Source organism: Shewanella sp. cp20 (assembly GCF_000832025.1).
In the GTDB taxonomy this organism is placed as follows: Bacteria; Pseudomonadota; Gammaproteobacteria; order Enterobacterales; family Shewanellaceae; genus Shewanella.
In genome coordinates, this window is the sequence record NZ_JPII01000019.1 from 82,287 (window position 1) to 103,733 (window position 21,447).

Below are 21,447 nucleotides of genomic sequence, written 5' to 3' on the forward strand. Positions count from 1 at the left end.
AGTTATGGCTCGTTTTTTCATCGATCGCCCTATCTTTGCCTGGGTGATTGCAATTATTGTTATGTTGGCCGGGGTGCTTTCTATCATGAAGCTTCCCGTGTCGCAGTACCCGAGTATTGCGCCGCCAACCGTGGTGATTAGCGCCATCTATCCTGGCGCGTCTGCCAAGACCATGGAAGATACGGTTACCCAGGTGATCGAGCAGCGCATGACGGGTATTGACCATCTGCGTTACATCTCGTCCACCAGTGACAGCTTTGGTAACGCGCAGATCACCCTGACGTTTAATGCCGAGGCCGATCCCGACATCGCCCAGGTTCAGGTGCAGAACAAGCTGCAGCTGGCGATGCCTCTGCTACCGCAAGAGGTGCAGGCACAAGGGGTTAAGGTCAATAAATCCAGCTCGGGTTTCTTGATGGTATTGGGCTTCGTGTCCCAGGATGGTTCGCTCGGTAAGAATGATATCTCCGACTATGTGGGTTCTAACATCTTAGACCCCATGAGTCGTGTGCCCGGTGTGGGTGAGATCCAGCTGTTCGGTGCTCAATATGCCATGCGTATATGGCTAGATCCCCTCAAGCTAACGCAGTACAACCTCACCAGCCTGGACATCATGGCCTCGATTCGTGAGCAGAACGCACAGGTGTCTGCGGGTCAGTTGGGTGGTGCACCATCTATCGCGGGTCAGGAACTTAACGCCACGGTAACAGCGCAGAGTCGCCTGCAGACGGCGGAAGAGTTCAGAAAGATCATCATCAAGTCAGATCCTTCGGGGGCCAAGGTTTACCTGGAAGATGTGGCCCGCGTCGAGCTGGGCTCTGAAAGCTATTCGGTAGAATCCTTCTATAACGGCCGTCCGGCTGCCGGTCTGGCGATCAAGCTGGCCACCGGCGCCAACGCTCTGGCAACCGCCGAGCGTGTGCGCGAGAAGGTCGACGAGATGCAGCCCTTCTTCCCGCAAGGCTTGGAAGTGGTTTATCCCTATGACACCACCCCCTTCGTCGAGAAGTCGATCGAGGGCGTAGTGCATACCCTGCTGGAAGCCGTGGTACTGGTGTTTGTCATCATGTATCTCTTCTTGCAGAACTTCCGTGCGACCCTGATCCCGACCATTGCGGTGCCTGTGGTCTTGCTGGGTACCTTCGCCATCCTGTCGGCGACCGGTTTCTCTATCAACACCCTGACCATGTTCGCTATGGTACTGGCCATCGGTTTGCTAGTGGACGACGCCATCGTGGTGGTGGAGAACGTCGAACGTGTGATGTCGGAAGAGGGGCTGAGCCCGATAGAGGCGACTAAGAAGTCGATGGATCAGATCACCGGCGCCTTGGTGGGTATCGGTCTGACGCTGTCGGCGGTATTCGTGCCTATGGCGTTTATGTCGGGCTCGACCGGGGTTATCTATCGTCAGTTCTCAGTAACTATTGTATCGGCCATGGCACTCTCTGTGCTGGTGGCGATCATCCTGACGCCGGCCCTGTGTGCCACCATGTTGAAGCCGATCGCCAAGGGGCACCATGGTGTGGAAACTGGCTTCTTCGGTTGGTTTAACCGCAGCTTCGACAAGATGACCTCGCGTTATGAGGCCAGCGTGGCGGCGATGATCAAGCGCGCCGGACGCGTCATGTTGATCTACCTGGCGCTAACCGTAGCCGTAGGCTGGATCTTCATGCGTATGCCAACCGCCTTCTTGCCGGACGAAGACCAGGGTATCTTGTTTACCCAGGCTATTCTGCCGACCAACTCGACTCAAGAGAGCACCAAGAAGGTGATGAGCAAGATCTCCGACTTCTATCTCAACGAGACGGGTGACAGCGTGAAGTCGGTATTTAGCGTGTCAGGTTTCAGTTTCGCCGGTAGTGGTCAAAACATGGGTCTGGCCTTCGTAGGTCTGAAAGACTGGTCTGAGCGTACCGGCCCGGGCCAGGATGTGAAGTCGGTTGCCGGACGTGCCATGGGCATGTTCATGCAGATGAAGGAAGCCTTCGTGTTCGCCTTCGTGCCCCCCGCGGTGATTGAGCTGGGTACGGCAAACGGTTTCGACTTCTATCTGCAAGACAGAAATGGTCAAGGCCATGAGAAGCTGCTCGAGGCGCGTAACATGCTGCTGGGCATGGCGGCGCAGAACCCTAACCTGGTGGGCGTGCGTCCAAACGGTCAGGAAGATGCGCCTATGTATCGCATCAAAATCGATCACGCTAAGCTTCGCGCCCTGAGTATCGACATCGACGCGGTAAACAGCGTGCTGGGTACCGCCTGGGGTGGTAGCTATGTTAACGACTTTATCGACCGTGGTCGTGTGAAGAAGGTCTATGTACAGGGTGATGCCCAGTATCGTATGCAGCCAGAAGATCTCGATACCTGGTATGTGCGTAACAGCCAGGGTGAGATGGTGCCATTCTCGGCCTTCGCCACGGGTACCTGGGAATATGGTTCGCCGCGTCTAGAGCGTTTCAACGGTCTGCCGGCGATGAACATCCAGGGTGGTACCGCCCAAGGCTATAGTACGGGTGCGGCCATGGCCGACATCGAGGCCATGGTGGCTAAGCTGCCGCCAGGGTTTGGCGTGGAGTGGAACGGCCTCTCCTATGAGGAACGCCTCTCGGGCAACCAGGCACCGGCGCTATACGCCCTGTCTATCATGGTGGTCTTCCTGGTACTGGCGGCCCTGTATGAGAGCTGGTCTGTGCCGTTTGCTGTGATTCTGGTGGTGCCACTGGGGATCATAGGTGCCTTGCTGGCGATGAATGGTCGCGGCCTGCCGAACGACGTGTTCTTCCAGGTGGGTCTGTTGACCACGGTCGGCCTGGCGACTAAGAATGCCATCCTGATTGTCGAATTCGCGAAAGAGTTCTACGAGAAGGGCGCCGGTCTGGTTGAGGCGACACTGCACGCGGTGCGTGTGCGTCTGCGTCCAATCCTGATGACCTCGCTGGCCTTCGGCCTGGGGGTCGTGCCGCTGGCCATCAGCTCGGGCGTAGGTTCGGGCAGCCAGAACGCAATCGGTACCGGCGTATTGGGCGGTATGATGAGTTCGACCTTCCTGGGGATCTTCTTTATCCCTATCTTCTTCGTGATTGTGGAGCGCATCTTTAGCAAGCGCGAGAAGAAAGGTACGGCGTCTCAGGCCGTCGAGTCGACGCCTCAAGAGTAGGCAAGCGCCATTTGCTCAAAAAGCCCGGTTTAAGCCGGGCTTTTTATTGCCTTAGGGGCTGTTGACCTTACTGGTTATTTATTGAAAGATAATCGGCTAATAATAAGCCGTTAGGTAACCTAAGATGTCCCTATATTCTCGCGCTACGCTCCTCTGTCTCGCCGCCCTTGGCAGCTCCGCCATGGCCGAAACCGACGGCCCTCAACCGGCCCAAATCTCGCTAAATAAGACCTATGTTAACGATGCCATCTTGCCGCCGAGCATGACCTGGCAGGGGGCCAGCGAGGCCTTGCTACGCATGCCTGATGACCCTTGGGCGACGCCCTTCGAGCTGGGAGGCCTGAAAACCAGTCCCAGCTATGAAGATACCTTCGTCTGGCTCGATAAGCTGCTGGCTACCAGCGACAAGCTGCACAAGGTCTCCCTGGGCAAGAGCCCCCAGGGGCGGGATATCTGGATGATAGTGGCGAGCGAGGAGGGCGGTGCGACGCCCGCAGAGTTACAAGCCAACGGCAAGCCGACCCTGCTGGTGCAGGCGGGGATCCACTCGGGTGAGATAGATGGCAAGGACGCGGGCATGATGCTGCTGCGTGACATGGTCATGGGTGATAAGCAGGCGCTTTTAAGCGGCGCGAACCTACTCTTTGTGCCTATCTTCAGCGTCGATGCCCACGAGCGCAGCGGCCAGTATAACCGGGTCAACCAGCTTGGCCCGGTGGATATGGGCTGGCGCACCACGTCCAACAACCTTAACCTCAATCGTGACTACGCCAAGGCAGATACCCTAGAGATGCAACATATGTTGGCGGCGATTAATCGTTGGCAGCCGGACCTCTATATCGATGTGCATGTCACCGACGGTATCGATTATCAGTATGACATCACCTTCGGCTATAACTTGGCCCAGGGCCTGAGCCCCGCCAGTTATCGCTGGCTTAATGATAAGTATCGTCCTCGCGTGGAACAGGCGCTTAGCGCCCAGGGGCATGTCCCCGGCCCCCTAGTCTTCGCCCTCGACAATCGTGATTTGAGCCAGGGCTTATCTTTGTGGAACGCCAGTCCACGCTACTCGAACGGCTATGGTGACGCCCGCCATCTGCCGACCATATTGATCGAGAATCACAGCCTCAAGCCTTTTAAGCAGCGGGTTCTGGGCACCTATGTGATGCTGGCCTCGACCCTAGAGGTGCTGGGCGAGCAGGGCACGGCGCTGCGGAGCGCCATCAAGCAGGACAGCTATCGCTATAGCGACCGCATCACACTCACCTGGCAATCGGAGACTCAGCCAAAGGGCTGGGACTTTAAAGGGATAGACTACCGCCTGGAGCAGAGCCCCATCAGCGGCGAGACAGTGGTGCGCTGGACCGGCGAGCCCAAGCTGTACGAGAACCTGCCCGTGAAGGGTAAGACCCGTGCCGACATCAAGGTGAATCGCCCCAAGGCATACTATATTCCGCCCCAGTGGCAGGCAGTGATCGAGCGCCTGAGTATTCACGGTATCCGCATGACGCGCCTGGAGCAGCCCAAGACACTCACCCTGACCCAATATCGATTCGGTGAGCCGGCCTTTGATGCCAAGGATTACGAGGGGCGTCAGCGGGTCTCCGCCCCTGTGTCCAGCCATAAGACTAAGGTGGCGCTACCGGTGGGCACTGTGAAGATCAGCACTCATCAGCCGCTCGGCGATCTGGCGATTCTCCTGCTGGAGCCGCAGTCGCCCGATTCGCTGCTGCAGTGGGGCTTCTTCAATCCCATCTTTACCCGCACCGAATATATCGAGCACTATGCGGTAGAGCCGCTGGCGACCAAGATGCTCGAAGAAGATCCCGCCCTGGCGGCCGAGTTTGAGGCGGCGCTTAGGGATCCTGAGTTTGCCAAGGATGCCGAGGCGAGACTGCGCTGGTTCTATGAGCGCAGTCCCTATTACGACAAGCAGTACGGTGTCTATCCCGTGCTAAGGGATTAAACCAAAAAGCAGGCCTAGCCTGCTTTTTTATGCCTGTTTATTCGGGCCTGTATGTTTGGGTCTGACTAACGAGGCGTTACTCCGGTGCCTTTGGCTTGCTGGCCGACAGGCTGTAGACCATAGGGATCGGCTTGCCCTGATGCAGTTGATAATACCTGGGTCTGTCGCTGGTCAGCCCCAGGCTCTCGCCTGTCACCAGATTGTCGAAGGCGTCGTAGGGACTGAAAGGAAACTCCTCAATCCCGTCTATCCTGAGCCCGGCTTGGATGAGCGCCCCTATCACGTCGGCCAACGAGTGAGGCCAGGTCACCATGGTGTGTTTCGTGTCGCTGGCATTTTCCGTGTAGGTGCCTTCCTCCTCAACATCTGGTGCCTGCTGGGCGAAGTAGCTGTAACCCTCCATCATCGCCTGCACGGGATGAAACTCCACCATATAAAACTGGCCTCCCGGTAACAGTGACTGATGGACCAGCTCGGCCCAACGCCGTAGATCAGGTAGCCAGCAGAGCGCGCCATAGGAGGTGTAGACCATATCGAATTGCCGTTGCAGTTGAGCACCAGCCTGATAAACATCGCTACAGATGAAATTGGCCTCCAGTCCGCAGGCCTTAGCCAGCTGCTGGGCGTGATGAATGGCGGTATCGGACAGATCGACGCCGGTCACCTCGGCGCCCAGGCGTGCCAGGGAGAGGGTGTCCAGGCCGAAATGACACTGCAGATGCAGCAGGCTTTTCCCTTCCACCTCAAGCGCTGCCAGTTCTATCTCCTGCAAGGAGCTTTTGCCGGAGAGAAAGCCTTCTACATCGTAAAAGCTGGATGCTAGGTGCTCTAAGGTTCTGTGATTCCAGGCCGTTCGATTTAGGGTTAAGTAATCCACTGGGCGCCTCATAAGTTGATGAAGTATTTCACTAAATAGTAACTAATCCCACGAACCAGGTGGTGATGTCACCATCCTTAAATCGTGCAAACATAACAATAACACATTAAAAACAATAAGATAACTTATTGGCATGCTATCTGCTTAGTTGGGCTATCTAAGACGCCGCTTCGAGGCGTGACGAATGACTCTAATAAAGAATAAGGAAGGTTTTTATGTTGGCTCGCGCAATAACTATGGTGACGGCTCTGGTACTCGGACTCACAGGATGCATTGTGAATGTGAACAGTGCGGGTAGGGACAACTTCGATTATCACAAGCAGACACAGCTGACCCTGGAGGCCGAATCGCTAGATACCCTGGTCGCCGATACGGGCGCAGGTAGCCTGAAGATAGTGGGCGATGCCTCGGTTGAGCAGATCACCCTAGACGCCGACATCTATGGTTATGATGGCGCCGAGCCCGAGTTGACACTCACCCGTAGTGGCAGCAAGGCCAAGCTGGTGGCCAACTTCGACAGCTTTCATCGCATGAGCTTCTCAAATGGTCAGTCGCCCTACATAGATCTTATGGTGAAGGTGCCAGCCGATATGATGCTGGATATTCACGATGGTTCGGGCAGCATAGTGATCCGCGGCGTGCAGGCTGACATGCAGATTGAAGATGGCTCCGGCGCCATAGAGATAGATGGCGGCAACAAGCTCACCATAGACGACGGCTCGGGCAGCATCACGCTCACCAATGTGGCCGGTGATATTCAGGTTAAGGATGGCTCAGGCAGCCTGACTATCGCATCGGTACAGGGGGATGTGGAGATCGATGACGGCTCGGGTGCCATAGAGGTTAGAGGGATCAAAGGTAAGGTCACCATAGACGATGGCTCGGGCGGCATTAGTGTGGTGGACACCCAGGGGCTTCACATCATAGACGCAGGTTCAGGCAGCCTCAGCTTCGACAAGATTCAGGGTCAGGTCAGCATAGACTAGGGCCAGGACTTCCCGGCGCAGAGGCTAATCTCGGGCTCCTTGGTGAACCTGTGGATTAGCCGATGCCCACCCTTTTCAAGCTGAAACCTGGGGTCAGGCTCTGGCTAGCTTACGCGGCGCCAAAGGCTGGCGAGCTTGCAGATATTGGCGGATCACCAAGATGCTGGCCAGCAGCAGGAGTCCCCATCGCAGGCCGATGATCTGCCAGGCCATCTGTTGAGAGGTTTCCTTGTATTGGCATGCCAGCAGGGTGATCAGCAATACGCCTGCCATTATTCCCCAACGCTTAGGCGACATCCGCACCAAGGGTATATAGGAGGCGACGTAGGCGCAGCTCAGTCCCAATAAGGCGCCAGCCAGCACGTCTACCGGCCAGTGGGCACCCACCAAGATGCGCGACAGTGCCACCATGCCAGCCCCCATCAGCAACGCCCACTTGCTCTTCTTGTCTTGCATGACCATGAGTAAGGTGCCGGCAAACAGGAAGGCGCTGGTGCTGTGGCCCGAGGGAAAGCTGTGGTGCAGGCGTGTCTCGCCGACGATATAGAGAAAGTCCAGGGTCGCCGCCGGTCTGGGGGCATCGAAATATTGTTTCAGCAGGGGGATTAAGATCATCGACAGCAGGCTGGCGGTTAGCACTCGCGGCATCAGCTCGGGGCGACGCAGCAGGCAGATGAGTACGATAGTGCCCAGTGTGCTGCCGTGGCCGAGATCTGTAATTGCGAGCTGTAGCCACTGTGGCACCCTGGGCGAGAGGCCGTTGATGGCATGAAAGAGGTTAAGGTTGAGAACCTGATTCAGGCAGAGGAGCAGCAGCATGCTGACCAGCAGTAGCAGGGCGCCATAGCGGCTGCGATCTGTGGTCATCGTCAGGGAGGTTTCCCTGGTGTTCTGAGCCTGGGTCAGTCTGAACATGGCACACCTCTTCATCTTAGGAGTCCCCAGTGTAGGCTCCTAAGTGTGAAGAAAGCGTGAATCTTGGTGAAAGTCTTACGCCTTTTGGGTGGTTAACCTTGCAATGCCTGCCAACGCCTTGGTGCGATACATGGCACCATATTCGCGCCAGATCAACATAGCGGCAGTGGCGATCAGGCCCCACCTGAGCATGAGTATCGGCCAGATAAGATCTTTATCGAAACTCTTATCCAGTTCGCATATCACGAGTACCAACCAGAGGAAGGCCATGATCAGCGCCTTGTGTAACTGGCTTAGCTTGACCAGAGGGCAATGGGCCGCTGCGTAGGCGCAGAAGAGGCCGACGAAGGCGCCCATGATCACATCCTGTGGCCAGTGCGCACCGACAACGATACGCGATAGCCCCACCAGGCTGGCGAAGCCGATTGCCAGGCATTTGATCTGCGTCTGCCTAAAGGCGAAGAAGAGGGTGCCGGCAAACAGGAAGGCGGTGGCGGTATGGCCTGAAGGGAAACTGTGTTTCAGGCGGATCTCGCCGACAATATTGAGCGTCTCCAGCAACACGGCCGGACGAGGAGCGTCGAAGGTCTGCTTCAGCAGGGGCACTATGATCAGCGACAGCACGCTGGCGATGACGACCCTGAGCAGGAGCTCCGGACGTTTCACCAGGCAGCAGAGGGTGATCACCCCTAGGGTGACGCCATTGCCGAGATCTGTGATCAGCAGGAGGAGATCGGCGGGAGCGTAGGCCGCAATGCCGTTAAAGAATCTAAATAGGGATAGATTGTTCGAGGTGTCTAACACTAAGAGGTGTAGACAAAGTAGAAACAAGAGTAACCCAATAAAGCCGCGTCCCTGGTACTTGTCTTGCGCAGGCATTCCCATCGCCTTTGCTTGTAGTTGTAAATTCATAGTCTTTCCACATAAACGCGCCCGCCTACGATAGTGGTTTGTTATGGGTAAGTAAAGGCGTTTAACCCAATGTAAAACCTGGGTTTACATCTTGTTGGGCCGAGGCGCTCTGGTTTGTTCTGGCTTTAGCCTATGATTTACAGCTGCTTTCCCTTGCATTTTCTAAGGGTTTTCATCATTTGAATCAAAGTGTATTAGGGCAACTTTTTGCGCTTTTGTGAGCCTTTTCACGGCGATCTCCCGCTTCAGGGCTGCCGAGCGACTGCCGACCCGCTCTCGATAGACCAGGGTTAGCGGCCCCTTGCCCCTGAGATACTTGGCGGTCTTGGGGCCATTGTCACTATGCTCCTTGAAGCGGCGATCGATATCTGTGGTGATCCCCGTGTAGATGTGGCCGTTGGCGCAGCGGATCATGTAGAGGCTCCAAGGCCCTGTGCTCATCGCTTCTTGTGTCATCTTAGGCCAGCCCTAACAGGCCGAGGAAGAAGGCATACTCTTCGGCGGTATCTTCATAGTGGCGATAACGGCCGCTCTTACCGCCGTGACCTGCCTCCATGTCGATATGAAACAGTAATAGATGGTCATCTTGTTTGAACTCTCTTAGTTTAGCCACCCACTTGGCGGGCTCGAAATACTGTACCTGAGAGTCATGTAGACCAGTGGTGACCAGCAGGTGTGGGTAGGCCTGGCGGCAGATGTTGTCGTAGGGGGAGTAGCTCAACATGTAGCGGTAGGCCTCGGCCTGATTCGGGTTACCCCACTCGTCATATTCGTTGGTGGTGAGGGGCAGGGACTCGTCCAGCATGGTGGTGACCACATCGATGAAGGGAACGTGCGCCGCCACGGCGAGATAATGTTGCGGCGCCTGATTGATCACCGCACCCATCAGCAGGCCTCCGGCACTGCCGCCACTGGCGACCACCTTATCCCGGGCGCAGTAACCCAGCTTCACCAGGGCCTGGGTGACATCGACAAAGTCATTGAAACTGTTCTGTTTCTGCATCAGGCGACCGGCGTCGTACCAGGGGCGGCCCAGCATCTCGCCGCCGCGAATATGGGCGACGGCATAGACGATGCCGCGATCCAGCAGGCTAAGGATGGCACTGTCGAAGTCGGGCTCTATGGTGTAGCCGTAGGCGCCATAGCCATACTGATACAAGGGGTTGCTGCCGTCCTGGCGGAATCTGTCCTTACGATAGACCAGGGTTACGGGCACCTTGGCGCCATCTCGGGCGTCGATAAACAGTCGCTCGGTCTGGTAGTGCTGGCTATCGAAGTTGCCGAGTACCCGTTGCTGTTTCAGCAGTTGCCTCGCCGTCGCCTGGGTGAGATCCACCTGGTAGATGGATTCCGGCGTCGACGGGCTGGCATAGTAGATACGCAGATAATGGCTGTCCTGAGTCGGATTAACGTCCAGGCCTACCACGTAGGCGGCATCGTCGAAGCTGAGTTCATAGGCCGGGGCGTCGTTGGGCTGTATAAGGATCTGGCTCAGTCCCTGCTGGCGATACTGCACCACCAGATAGTCTTTCAGTACCAGGAGATCTTCCAGGCGCCGTGACTCGTCTGCCGGGAGTATCTCCTGCCAGCTGTGCTTGTCGGCGAAGCTCGATTCGAGCGCCTTCATCAGCCGGAAATTTACCGCCTGCCAATTGGTCAGTATGTAATACTCATCGCCCCGCTTGGCCACCGAATATTCGTGGCCCGTCTCCCGCGGCAGCAGCGGCTTAAAGTGCCCCTCGGCCTGATGGGCATCCAACACAGAGACCTCGCTGGTGAGCGTGCTCTCGTGAGTGAGCAGGATGCGCGACTCATCCAGGCTCTTGCCGATCGACAGATAGAAGCTGTCGTCTGTTTCCTGATAAACCAGACGGTCATTAGCCTGGGGATCGCCCAAACGGTGGCAATAGACACGGTTGCCCAGCAGGGTTTGCGGATCCTTGGCGATATAGAAGAGGTGTTTGTTGTCGTTGGCCCAGACGATTTCGCCGTCTGTGTCGGTTAGACTGTCCTCGAGCCAGCTCTCTTGGTCGAGTCGTTTGATGCGGATGGTATAGATGCGGCGACTCAGGGTGTCTTCACTGATCGCCAGCAAGGTTTCGTCTGGGCTGACGCTCAAGCCGCCCAGGCTATAAAACTCCTTACCCTCGGCGCGCTCGTTGGCATCTAACAGCAGCTGCTCTTCGCCCTCTAACGCGTGCTTACGGCCAAACAGGGGGTACTCGTCGTCTCCACGGTAGCGCTTATAGTACCAATGCCCATGCCAGCGATAGGGGACGCTGGATTCATCCTTGTCCACACGGCCAACCAGCTCCTGAAACAGTGTCTGTTGCAACGACTCGAAGGGGGCGAAGCTGGCCTTATGGTAGCGGTTTTCCGCCGCTAGGTGCGCCAGCACCTCGGGGGACTGACGGTCATCGTCCCTAAGCCAATAGTAGTCATCGATACGCTCATCGCCATGGTGCTTGAGTACATGAGGCTGTTTGCGGGCGATAGGAGGAATTATCCCTGACATAGGACTGACCTTATTCTGAGTCGAAAGTGAGCGGGTGCTGGAGCAAGAGCTTAGGTGATCTGGCTTATATTTGTCACCCCTGACGCTTGTACTTTGATGGATTTAGGCGCACCATAGCCACGCTTTCCATCGACGGAGAGTACATTCTCAGGGCGGGGTGAGACTCCCCACCGGCGGTGATCAATCCATTCGGGTTGTCAGCCCGCGAGCGCCTATTTGCATCTAGGTATTAGTTTGCAACTAGGGTCAGCAGATCTGGTGAAGTGCGCGCCAAGCCATCTATTCCAGAGCCGACGGTAATGAGCACCTAGTGCACTAAGTCCGGATGAAAGAGAATATAAGATAGCGTGACCGCGAGAAGATGAGGCCAAGCCTCTGCTTTTCTCGTGCCTGCACACCTCTTATTCGGCGAGCCGAGATAATTTTATCTCAAGGCGCGCCATTTTCTGTATGCCCTGATTCTGGAAAAACCATTTTATTAGTCTTACTAAGGATTTAACCATGAATCAGTCTCTACTTTCTCCCTTTGGTGATGCCATCACTCGTGTCGAAGCTGCCTTAGCCGCGCTAAGAGCCGGTCAAGGCGTGCTGGTGGTCGACGATGAAGATCGTGAAAACGAAGGGGACCTTATCTATAGTGCAGAACACCTGACCCAGGCACAGATGGCACTGTTGATCCGTGAATGCAGCGGCATCGTCTGTCTCTGTCTCACCGACGAGCGCGTGAAACAGCTGGATCTCCCGCCCATGGTGGCAGACAACTCCAGCCAGTATGGCACCGCCTTTACCGTGAGCATCGAGGCCAAGGTAGGGGTAACCACAGGGGTGTCGGCGGCCGATCGCGTGACGACCATCAAGGCCGCCATTGCCGATGATGCCAAGCCGAGCGATCTGGCGCGTCCTGGCCATGTCTACCCGCTACGGGCGCAGCCCGGTGGCGTATTGACTCGTCGCGGCCACACCGAGGGTACGATCGATCTGATGAAACTGGCCGGGCTCAAGCCGGCCGGTGTGCTGTGTGAAGTGACCAATGTCGATGGCACCATGGCCCGTCTGCCTGAGATCATTGCCTTCGGCGAGCAGCATAAGATGCCTGTGCTGACCATCGAAGATATCGTCTGCTATCGTAAGTCGCTACTCGAACAGGCGAGCTAATTAGACGCTCGTCGGTTCACATTTGTGGACTCTATTGAGTATCTATGATGAACAAAGAGCCATATATTGGCTCTTTGTTTATTTAAAGAGCACAAAAAGCTCCCTGTTAATCGTCTTCTTGTGTGTCAAAACCTGTGCCAGCCTAGGTACCTGGAGCCAAAAGTCGTTCTCGCCAAATCTTCATACCAATTTAAATGTTAATAAAAAATAAAGGCTTATTGAATATTTAGCCATAGATCCGTCAATTTCGTGACCTAGATTAGACTTTGGTTAAATAGGTGTGACGCCGGGCCTTAGGCTATGTTACTACTCTCAGACCCTAATTCCCTCGTGTCTGCTTTTGTGATTGTCGAGCAAGGAGCGCTTTAGATGTCATCTATGCTGAACCGGTATAGTCTGAGCCAGAAATTAATCTTGCTGGCGACTATCCCCATGTTGTTGCTGCTGATCTTCGGCAGCTTGCGCATGTTCGATCTGATCGAGCGGCAGCAGACGGCTCAGCGTAATGCCCTTGGGGTGATGATCACAGAGCAGACCCAGAAGCTCATCTATGCCCTGCAGAACGAACGCGGCCTGTCGGCCGGTTTTATTGCCAGCAAGGGGGAGCGATTTGAGCGCCGGCTGCAGACCCAGCGGCGTCAGACAGAAAAGGCGTTTCAGGAGCTGCTCGATGCTCCCAATATTGCCAACTTGCATCTCTCCCTGAGCGACATAGACAGACCCAGCGTCAACCTACAACAGAGTGTCGATACCATTCATAGTCTCGCGGCGAGGCTAGAGGAGGTGCGTCAGGATGTCGATAGGCTCAAGGAGAGTGGCAGTTTCAGCTTCTACAGCGAGTTCACCCAGCACCTCCTAGTGCTCATCTCCCAGATCCAGTCTCAGGTGCAAAATACCCTGCTCGCCAAGGCCTATAACGATCTCATCCATATGCTTAAATTACAGGAGCTGGCGGGCAAGGATAGAGACTTGCTGAACCGGCTGCTGTCGGCCGATAGCCTGGATTATCAGTCCTATCTTGCTGGTTATTCGATGGAAAATGAGCTTAACGATGCCTTTCATGAGTTGTTGTCCACGACCTCCATGGCGGATCTCGTGCTTATCCAGGAGACCCTGGACAATGAAGCGACCCAGGAGTTGGCCCTGATGAAGGAGCGGGTGAGGGGGCAGGTGAACCTGATCCTGCTCGCCAATCGAATCCGGGAAAGGCTGGGGTATGGTGGCCTGATCGATCACTTCCAGGATTACCTGCTCGGAGGCGAGGCGTCCAATATTACGCTGTTCGAAGAGGATCGTCAGGCGATACAGGAATCGCTGCGTCAGGCACAGGGGTTACCCTATGTGACATCGCTACAGCGTAAGGCGTTAGAGCAAATTGCCAACGCCGTGTCGCAATATCGTGAGGCGATATACGCTCAGCGCCAGCATAAGTTGTCGGGTAATACCGGGCCCTTGCCGCTAGTCAGGGAAGAGCAGCCTATGCTGGAGGCGCTGTCGCTGTTACAGCATCAACCCCCTGCGGTGACCAGCGAAGCCTGGTGGGCCTTGGCCAGCGAGTCCTTGAGCCAGATGAATCAGGCCAGCCTGATCTTGAGTGGCAATATTGCCTTGTTGGTGGAGCGCCAGGGGCGTGAGGCGCTGGGTTATTTGGTGCTTGGTATCATGGCAGCCATGTGTAACTTTCTGTTCTTGATCGTCTTGGGACGCCTCATTGTCAACAACCTGGTGACCCGTATCGGCACCATAGCCTCCTTGATGCAACGCATGGCGCAGAATACACAGCTTGAGTTGTCTGTGCCTGTCGATGGGCGAGACGAGGTGGCCAAGATGGCGATGGCGCTCAATGCCATGTTGAGCGAGCGTCAGAAGGCCAATCGAGAGCTATCTCTGGCCTCGGCCGTGTATGAATATTGCGCCGAAGGCATAGTGGTCACCGATAAGGACAACCTGATCGAGGCGGTGAACCCCGCCTTTACCCAGATCACAGGCTATACCCTGGCGGAGGTCAAGGGGCGCAGCCCGGCGATCCTTAATTCTCATCAGCAGCCTCACCACTTCTACGAGCAGATGTGGCAGTCGCTCAAGCAGTATGGCAAATGGCAGGGGGAGATCTGGAACAAGCGGAAGAATGGCCAGATCTATCCCGAATACTTGGCCATTACCGTAGTGAAGGATGACAAGGGTCGGGTGGTACAGCATATCGGCCTCTTCCTGGATATCAGCAATCGTAAGAAGTACGAACAGGATATCTGGTACAAGTCCAACTATGATGCCCTGACCAACCTGCCTAATCGTCAGCTCTATACCTCGCGCCTGTCGCAGATGCTGCAGCTGGCGGAGCAGCGTTGCTGCGCTGTGGCCGTGCTCTTCATCGATCTGGACAGATTTAAGTACATTAATGATATTTATGGCCATGCTGTGGGTGACGAGCTGTTGCAGGTGGCGGCGGCCAGGCTGGAAGCCCTGCTGGAACAGCACGATTTCGTGGCGCGGCTCAGCGGCGATGAGTTTGTGGTGGTCATGGGGCACACCAAACATCAGGGCGAGATAGAGCAGCGGGCGCAGCAGATATTGCAGCACCTGTCATCGCCCTTCGGCATCAATCGCAACGAGTTGCTGATCTCCGCCAGCGTCGGTATCAGCTGCTACCCCAGCAACGGCACTAGCGTCGAGGTGCTGACCCGCAATGCCGAGACCGCCATGTATCAGGCAAAACAAGATGGCCGCAACTGCTTCGGTTACTTCTCGCCCGATATGAACAACAACATGTTGGCACGTATTACCCTGGAGCAGTCGCTGCGCAGCGCCGTGTTGCAACATGAGTTTTGCCTGCATTATCAGCCGATTGTCGATACCAGCAGTGGTGAAGGTATCGCCCTCGAGGCCCTGCTGCGTTGGCGGCATCCACAGCGGGGCTTGGTTCCCCCCGATGAATTTATTCCCATCGCCGAGGAGACTGGGCTGATCGAGCCTATCGGAGAGTGGGTGATCCAGCAGGCGCTGCGGGACCTGCGCCAATGGCATAACCAGGGAATTATGATCAACATGGCGATCAATGTCTCTGGCCGCCAGCTCGCCCATGGCGACCCAAGCCATTTCGCTTGTATGCTCAACGGCCTGCTGCAGAAGTATGATGTGGCGCCTCAATATATCCATATAGAGATCACCGAGTCGATGCTGATGGCCGATACCGAGCTATCCCTCGCGGCGCTGACGGCGATTCGCCATCTGGGGGTCGAGATCTATCTGGATGATTTCGGCACCGGCTACTCTTCATTGAGCTATTTAAAGCAGTTCCCCATCTCAGTGATCAAGATAGACAAGAGCTTCGTCGACAACATGCTGGAAGACAGGGCCGATGCCAACCTGATCAAGGCGATCATCACCATGGGACAGAGTCTGGATATGCGCCTGGTGGCCGAAGGGGTGGAGAGTGAGCCTCAACGTAGCTTCCTACAGGGATTAGGCTGTGATTTCGTGCAGGGCTATCTTGTTGCCAAGCCTATGCCTGGAACGAGCTCGAGCCCTTGCTGCAACGCATTGTCAGGGTGAGACCGACCTCTGTGCAGTAATCATTTAGGTTTGTGATCGGCAGCTATTTACCAGTGGTTACTGGTAAGCGTCATCTTAACCAAATTAGGCGAGCGCCTTTGGGGTGAGGTCTATTGGTTCAGCTCTGTGGGGTGAGTCCTGTGGGGGAGTTGAAGGCGGGGCGCTATGCCCCGCATCAGGCTTATTCGCCGACTGTCATTACGCTGGCAGACTCCTGCTGAGCCATCTGTGCCAGATCTTTATCGACGAAGAATAGCGCCTTGCCATCTTCGCCTACCAGACGGATCTTATCGACGATAGACTTGAACAGCTTCTCCTCTTCGTGCTGCTCAGACACATACCATTGCAGGAAGTTGAAGGTCGAGTAGTCCTGATTGGTAAAGGCGGTGTGAGCCAGGGCGTTGATCTTGCTTGTGATCATCTGCTCATGCTCATAGGTGTATTCAAACAGGGCAAGCAGCGATTCGAACTGTGACTGAGGCGCCTCGATCGCCCCCAGCAGCGGCATGCCACCGGTTTCGCTGACATAGGTGAATAGACGATGCATGTGCTGCATCTCCTCGTCGGCGTGAGCACGCATAAATTTTGCGGCACCCTCAAAGCCCTTGTCTTCACACCAGGCGCTCATCTGTAGGTAGAGGTTAGAGGAGAAGAACTCCACATTAATTTGCGCGTTCAACTGATCTATCATCGTTTGTGCCAGCATAGTTACTTCCTTAATTGGGCTATTTCTAATTGCTTAGGGCCTGTTTATCTTTCAGGTTTACTTTTTGTGCGATCTAAACGGGTTTAGATGAACCCTTTGGGCAGCGTTTGTAGGCCATTGCTGCTGCGTTATCGCCAGTTTGTGCAGAATAACGACAGGATTCAGGCTCTGCCTCGTATCGATCATCTTCAAACTGCGGCAAAAACAAACAGGAAAGTACAGGCCCTTTTTATTGTGTTTAACCCCCCGGCGAATTGCAACCATCTTTACTTAACTCAATGTTTTTAAATGCAAATAATTATCGTTAATGGCTTGGTTAAGGGAGTCTTCGCTCAATTGTTACATTTGCTAACCAAATCATGCGGATTTATTAACACTTTGTCTCTAGGCTTTAGGGTCAAGAATTTAATCTCATGACCCCGGCCGAGTCTTAGCGCCAGGGGTGGGACAACCGATGAACCTCACCAAATTAAGCACGAGTAATCCTGCCGGCACCTTAGTGGCGCTGCTGCTGATCGCGATATTCGGCGTGTTAGCCATAGGCAAGTTGCCGATTCAGCTGCTGCCCGACATTCAGCGGCCGCAGATCTCTGTCTTCAACAACTGGCGCTCGGCGGCGCCACAGGAGATGGAATCCAACATCATAGAGCCTCAGGAGAATGTGTTACGCCAGGTGCCGGGAGTGGTGGAGATGACCTCCAACATCTCTCAGGGCTTTGGCGGCATCACACTCACCTTTGAGGTGGGCAGCGACATGCAGGCGGGGATGATCAATGTGATCAACGCCCTCAACCAGACGCCGCCGCGGCCGCTGGACGCCAACGAGCCCTTCATCAATGTCGGCGGGGGTAACGGTGCGCCGAATCTGGCCTCCCTGCTGATCCGTATGGCGCCGGACAATCCGGCCACCGACTTTGCCCAATACCAAAAGCTGATCGACGACGTGGTGGAGCCCAGGCTGAGGCTGATCTCCGGTGTCGGTTCGGTGCGACTGCAAAGCCGCCTGCCGAAAGAGCTGCATATAGAGTTCGACCCCTACCGCGCCGCGGCGTTGGGGATAACCCTAGATCAACTGCGCAGCACCCTCTCACGGGCGGCGGATATCTCGGGCGGTACCGCCAATGTGGGGCGTCGCCAATATACGGTGCGTTTCATTGGTCAGTACACGCCGGAAAACCTGGGCAATCTCATCGTCACCTATAACGAGGGGCGCCCCATCTACCTCAACGAGCTGGCGGATGTGGCGGTTTCTACCGCAGAAGTGCAGGGTTTTACCAAGCGTAATGGTTATCCTGCCTACTATATGACGATAGAAGGCACCTTCGATGCCAATACGGTGAAGGTGCTGGACGGCGTCAACGAGGCGATTGCCGAGCTCAACCAGGGCCCACTCAATGAGGCGGGGCTGGTGCTGGATCTCTCCTTCGATGCCTCTGTGCATATCAAGCGGGCCATCTGGCTGGTGAAGGGTAACCTGGCCATAGGTGTGGTGCTCGCCCTAGTGATCCTCTATGCCTTCCTGCGCAGCTTCCGGGCGACCCTGATGATCGCCTCGACCATTCCCGTCGCGCTGTTGATCGCCTTCTTCTTCCTCGAGATGATGGGGCGTACCCTGAACGTGATCTCTCTGGCGGGCCTTGCCTTTGCCGTGGGGCTGGTGTTGGATGCGGCTATCATAGTGCAGGAAAATATAGTGCGTATCTTGCAGCAGGGGGCACCTGTTCGCGAGGCCATCGCCAGGGGCACAGATCAGGTGAAGGGCGCCCTGCTGGCCTCGACCGCGACGACAGTGGCCATCTTCTTGCCGATCCTGTTTATGCCTGGGGTGGAGGGGCAGCTGTTTTCAGACCTGGCGCTTACCCTGTCGGTGGCCGTGGTCTCCTCTTTTATCAGTGCCATCACACTGATCCCAGTATTTAGCCTGTTGTGGCTCAAACTCTCCTCGCAGGAAGATGGGCAGCAAAAAGGTCGCCTGTGGCAGTGGATATCAACCACGGTCCAGCGCCTCACCGGCGACTTGAAACGCGCCAGCTTCTGGTGTGTCACCCTGATCATAGGGGCCGCCTTGTTGACGTTTGCCCTGATGCCGAGGCCCGACTTTCTGCCCCAGGCGCGCTCCGATGGCATATTTGCCTTCTTTGCATTGCCGCCGGGCGCCAATGTGAAGACGCTGGAGAAGGAGGTGGGCGACGTGATCATCGAGCGCCTCAAGCCTTACTATGACAAGGAGAAGCAGCCTTATATCAAGGGTTATAACTTCTCCATGTACAGCGCCTTCAACGTGCTCTTCATCTATCCCGAAGACCCGTCTCAGGCCGATACCATGATAGATCTGCTCAACAAGGAGATCTTGGTGGGCCTGCCCGATACCCAGGCCTTCACCAACCGTGGCTCCCTGCTGCAGTTCGGCTTTAATGGCGGCCGAGCGATTAATATCGACCTTCAGGGTGCCGACATGGAGGCCCTGATGGAGACGGCAGGCAAGGGAATGGGGCTCATCCAGGAGGCGCTGCCTGGCGCGGTTGTCAGGCCGATCCCAGGGCTCTCCATGGCACAACCCGAGCTGCAGCTGATCCCTAACGAGCGCCGCCTGGCCCAGGCCGGTGTCGACAGGATACAGATAGCCAATGCCATTCGTGCCTATACCTCTGGATTGTTTGTGGGCGAGTATTTCGACGGCAACGAGCGTATGGATGTGCTACTCAAGGGGCCCAAGTGGCAGGTGCCCGAACAGCTGTCGGCGACCCCCGTCTATACCCAGGCGGCGGGCATACAGACCATAGGCGAGCTGGCGACCCTCAAGCGCACAGTTGGACCGACTCAGCTGCAGCGGGTTAACGGCAAGCGTAGCGTCAGCCTGTTGATCTTCCCGCCGGCGGATATGTCCTTGGATGAGGCGCTGGAGAAACTCAACGAATCGGCGGTGCCGACCCTGAGAGCCAGCCTGCCGGAAAACAGCTCCCTCATGTATCGTGGTAGCGCCGACAAGCTCGACAGCACCATCAAAGACATGGGAGCCAACTTTGCCCTGGCCGTGGTGATCCTCTTTCTGCTGATGGCGGCCATGTTTAAGTCGGCCAAGGATAGCCTGCTGGTCTTGCTCTCCATGCCATTGGCTATCTGCGGTGGCGTGGTGAGCCTGCGCCTGCTTAACCTGTTTAGCTTCCAGAGTCTGGATCTGCTGACCATGATAGGTTTCATCATCTTGCTGGGGCTGGTGGTCAACAATGCCATCTTGCTGGTGGATCAGACTCGCCAGAGTTATCGGGACACCCCGGATATCGACCTGGCCATCGCCCAAGCCGTGGCGACCCGTGCCCGCCCCGTGTACATGAGTACCTTGACCTCGATTTTCGGCATGCTGCCGTTGATGTTGGTGCCGGGTGTCGGTAGCGAGATCTATCGTGGCCTGGCGGCGGTTATCGTCGGCGGGATGACCTTTAGTGCCTTGTTTACCCTTATTTTAATGCCCAGCCTGTTGCGTCTGACCCATAGGTTGATTCCAGTTACTGATCGGGTGGCCGATGAGCCAGCCCTCGCATCCACCACAGGAGTGAAGTCATGAGATCCTTAATTGCCGGCGTGCTGGCGCTCTCTCTTTTCGGCCCCATGAGCTGGGCTCAGGGCGAGGCGCCCGAGCGTCTGGTGCAGGTGGTTCAGGTTGAGAACCGCGCCCTGTCGCCCAAGATCATGGTGATAGGCTCAGTCCATTCCCGTAGCTATGCCGAGCTGACCTCGGGTATCGAGGGCAAGCTCGAGTGGGTGATCGAGGCGGGTGCTCAGGTGAAGGCGGGCGAGGTCGTGGCCCGCATCGAGAAGACGCGTCTCGAATTGCAGAAGGCTCAGCAGGAGGCCCAGATAGAGTATGAAACTGTGGGGCTATCGCGGCTTAACCGTGAACTGAAGCGGCTACAGCAGCTGATCGTTAACAAGAATGCCTCGGAAACCGAGTTAGACAAGGCGCGCTCGGACCGTGATCTGGCGGCGGCCAACCTCAAGCTGGCGCAGATCAAGCTCAAGATGATCCTCGACGATATCGCCCGTACCCAGGTCAAGGCGCCCTTTGCCGGGATCATCACGGCGCGTCAGCGTCAGGCGGGCGAGGATATCAGCCGCGCCGAGTCTATCGTCGCCATTACCGACCCGGACAACCTGGAGATCCGCCTGCATGCGCCGCTAAAGCACAGCCGCCGGGTGAAGGTGGGGGATGAGCTCAGGGTCTACCATGGCCTGGGAGAGTTCTCCGCTAAGATCCGCAGCCTGATCCCGGTTTCCGACGTGCGCTCGCAGACCTTCGAGGCGCGTATCGACCTGCCGCTGGAGCGCCAGGATATGCTCAACGTCGGTGAGCTGGTGTCTCTTGCCCTGCCGATCGCCCCTAAGCAACTGACCACCTTAGTGCCCCGCGATGCCGTGGTGCTGCGCTCCGCCGGTGCCTTCGTGTTTAAGATAGATACTGACAATAAGGCGGTAAGGGTGGCCGTGGAGCTAGGAGACGGTGAAGGGGAGTGGATAGCCGTCAAAGGCGAGCTAAGCGACAGGGATCAGGTGGTGATCCGCGGCGCCGAGACCCTGCAAGATGGCCAACAGGTAAAAGTGCAGGGGGACGACCCGGCGCTGAGCGCCGGTTAATCTATATCTTTGGAGATAGTAGAGCCGACATAGTCCTACCTGTGTCGGCTTTTTGGTTGAATCTCGGCAGATTGCGG

General features: G+C 56.2%; 12 protein-coding genes, 1 pseudogene and 1 riboswitch. Of the genes and pseudogenes, 7 read left to right on the plus strand and 6 right to left on the minus strand.

The features are described 5' to 3' along the window. Positions 1-4 precede the first annotated feature (4 nt). A complete protein-coding gene (locus DB48_RS07305; RefSeq protein ID WP_041509634.1) occupies positions 5-3,154 on the plus strand; it encodes an efflux RND transporter permease subunit in 3,150 nt (1,049 codons plus the stop codon). Positions 3,155-3,278: 124 nt separating this feature from the next. Continuing rightward, positions 3,279-5,120 (plus strand): M14 family metallopeptidase, encoded by a 1,842-nt coding sequence (locus DB48_RS07310; RefSeq protein ID WP_041509635.1) that lies wholly within the window; start codon positions 3,279-3,281, stop codon positions 5,118-5,120. 76 nt (positions 5,121-5,196) lie between these two features. Here DB48_RS07310 and DB48_RS07315 read toward each other — a convergent pair whose 3' ends face one another. Beyond that, positions 5,197-5,997 (minus strand): class I SAM-dependent methyltransferase, encoded by an 801-nt coding sequence (locus DB48_RS07315; protein ID WP_041509636.1) that lies wholly within the window; start codon positions 5,995-5,997, stop codon positions 5,197-5,199. Positions 5,998-6,272: 275 nt separating this feature from the next. On the opposite strand from DB48_RS07315, the gene DB48_RS07320 reads away from it, so the two are divergent. Continuing rightward, positions 6,273-6,983: a hypothetical protein gene (locus DB48_RS07320; RefSeq protein WP_327270420.1), complete on the plus strand. Its 711-nt coding sequence runs from the start codon at positions 6,273-6,275 to the stop codon at positions 6,981-6,983. Between the two features lie 93 nt (positions 6,984-7,076). Here DB48_RS07320 and DB48_RS07325 read toward each other — a convergent pair whose 3' ends face one another. From DB48_RS07325 to DB48_RS07340, 4 genes and pseudogenes are all read right to left on the minus strand, one after another. Next, positions 7,077-7,898, minus strand: coding sequence for a phosphatase PAP2 family protein (locus DB48_RS07325; protein WP_160290144.1), 822 nt, complete (start codon positions 7,896-7,898; stop codon positions 7,077-7,079). Positions 7,899-7,973: 75 nt separating this feature from the next. Further along, complete coding sequence (locus DB48_RS19670) at positions 7,974-8,810, minus strand: phosphatase PAP2 family protein (protein ID WP_235375360.1); 837 nt, start codon at positions 8,808-8,810, stop codon at positions 7,974-7,976. A 162-nt stretch (positions 8,811-8,972) separates the two neighbouring features. After that, a pseudogene (locus DB48_RS07335) lies at positions 8,973-9,236 on the minus strand (GIY-YIG nuclease family protein); the annotation flags it as partial. A 31-nt stretch (positions 9,237-9,267) separates the two neighbouring features. Beyond that, positions 9,268-11,325 carry a S9 family peptidase gene (locus DB48_RS07340; RefSeq protein WP_041509639.1) on the minus strand — a complete coding sequence of 686 codons (2,058 nt, stop codon included), beginning with the start codon at positions 11,323-11,325 and terminating at the stop codon, positions 9,268-9,270. Between the two features lie 139 nt (positions 11,326-11,464). Further along, a riboswitch (FMN riboswitch) is annotated at positions 11,465-11,666 on the plus strand. A gap of 160 nt (positions 11,667-11,826) precedes the next feature. On the opposite strand from DB48_RS07340, the gene ribB reads away from it, so the two are divergent. Together ribB and DB48_RS07350 are read left to right on the plus strand one after the other, a co-directional pair. Further along, positions 11,827-12,480, plus strand: coding sequence for a 3,4-dihydroxy-2-butanone-4-phosphate synthase (gene ribB, locus DB48_RS07345; protein ID WP_041509640.1), 654 nt, complete (start codon positions 11,827-11,829; stop codon positions 12,478-12,480). A 369-nt stretch (positions 12,481-12,849) separates the two neighbouring features. Continuing rightward, positions 12,850-16,032, plus strand: coding sequence for an EAL domain-containing protein (locus tag DB48_RS07350; RefSeq protein WP_052813705.1), 3,183 nt, complete (start codon positions 12,850-12,852; stop codon positions 16,030-16,032). Between the two features lie 181 nt (positions 16,033-16,213). Here the strand turns inward: DB48_RS07350 and ftnA are convergent, their stop codons facing one another. Then, a complete protein-coding gene (gene ftnA, locus DB48_RS07355) occupies positions 16,214-16,738 on the minus strand; it encodes a non-heme ferritin (RefSeq protein ID WP_041509641.1) in 525 nt (174 codons plus the stop codon). 454 nt (positions 16,739-17,192) lie between these two features. Between ftnA and DB48_RS07360 the strand changes: the two genes are divergently transcribed. Further along, positions 17,193-20,303, plus strand: a complete 3,111-nt coding sequence (locus DB48_RS07360) for an efflux RND transporter permease subunit (protein ID WP_041509642.1) — start codon at positions 17,193-17,195, stop codon at positions 20,301-20,303. Continuing rightward, positions 20,300-21,370, plus strand: coding sequence for an efflux RND transporter periplasmic adaptor subunit (locus DB48_RS07365; protein WP_041509643.1), 1,071 nt, complete (start codon positions 20,300-20,302; stop codon positions 21,368-21,370). Before DB48_RS07360 ends, DB48_RS07365 begins: the two co-directional genes overlap by 4 nt. Positions 21,371-21,447 lie beyond the last annotated feature (77 nt).

Coding starts and splice junctions, on each gene's coding strand:
- DB48_RS07305 (WP_041509634.1), top strand. CDS start 5: ATGGCTCGTTTTTTCATCGATCGCCCTATCTTTGCCTGGGTGATTGCA.
- DB48_RS07310 (WP_041509635.1), top strand. CDS start 3,279: ATGTCCCTATATTCTCGCGCTACGCTCCTCTGTCTCGCCGCCCTTGGC.
- DB48_RS07325 (WP_160290144.1), bottom strand. CDS start 7,898: ATGTTCAGACTGACCCAGGCTCAGAACACCAGGGAAACCTCCCTGACG.
- DB48_RS19670 (WP_235375360.1), bottom strand. CDS start 8,810: ATGAATTTACAACTACAAGCAAAGGCGATGGGAATGCCTGCGCAAGAC.
- DB48_RS07340 (WP_041509639.1), bottom strand. CDS start 11,325: ATGTCAGGGATAATTCCTCCTATCGCCCGCAAACAGCCTCATGTACTC.
- ribB (WP_041509640.1), top strand. CDS start 11,827: ATGAATCAGTCTCTACTTTCTCCCTTTGGTGATGCCATCACTCGTGTC.
- DB48_RS07350 (WP_052813705.1), top strand. CDS start 12,850: ATGTCATCTATGCTGAACCGGTATAGTCTGAGCCAGAAATTAATCTTG.
- ftnA (WP_041509641.1), bottom strand. CDS start 16,738: ATGCTGGCACAAACGATGATAGATCAGTTGAACGCGCAAATTAATGTG.
- DB48_RS07360 (WP_041509642.1), top strand. CDS start 17,193: ATGAACCTCACCAAATTAAGCACGAGTAATCCTGCCGGCACCTTAGTG.
- DB48_RS07365 (WP_041509643.1), top strand. CDS start 20,300: ATGAGATCCTTAATTGCCGGCGTGCTGGCGCTCTCTCTTTTCGGCCCC.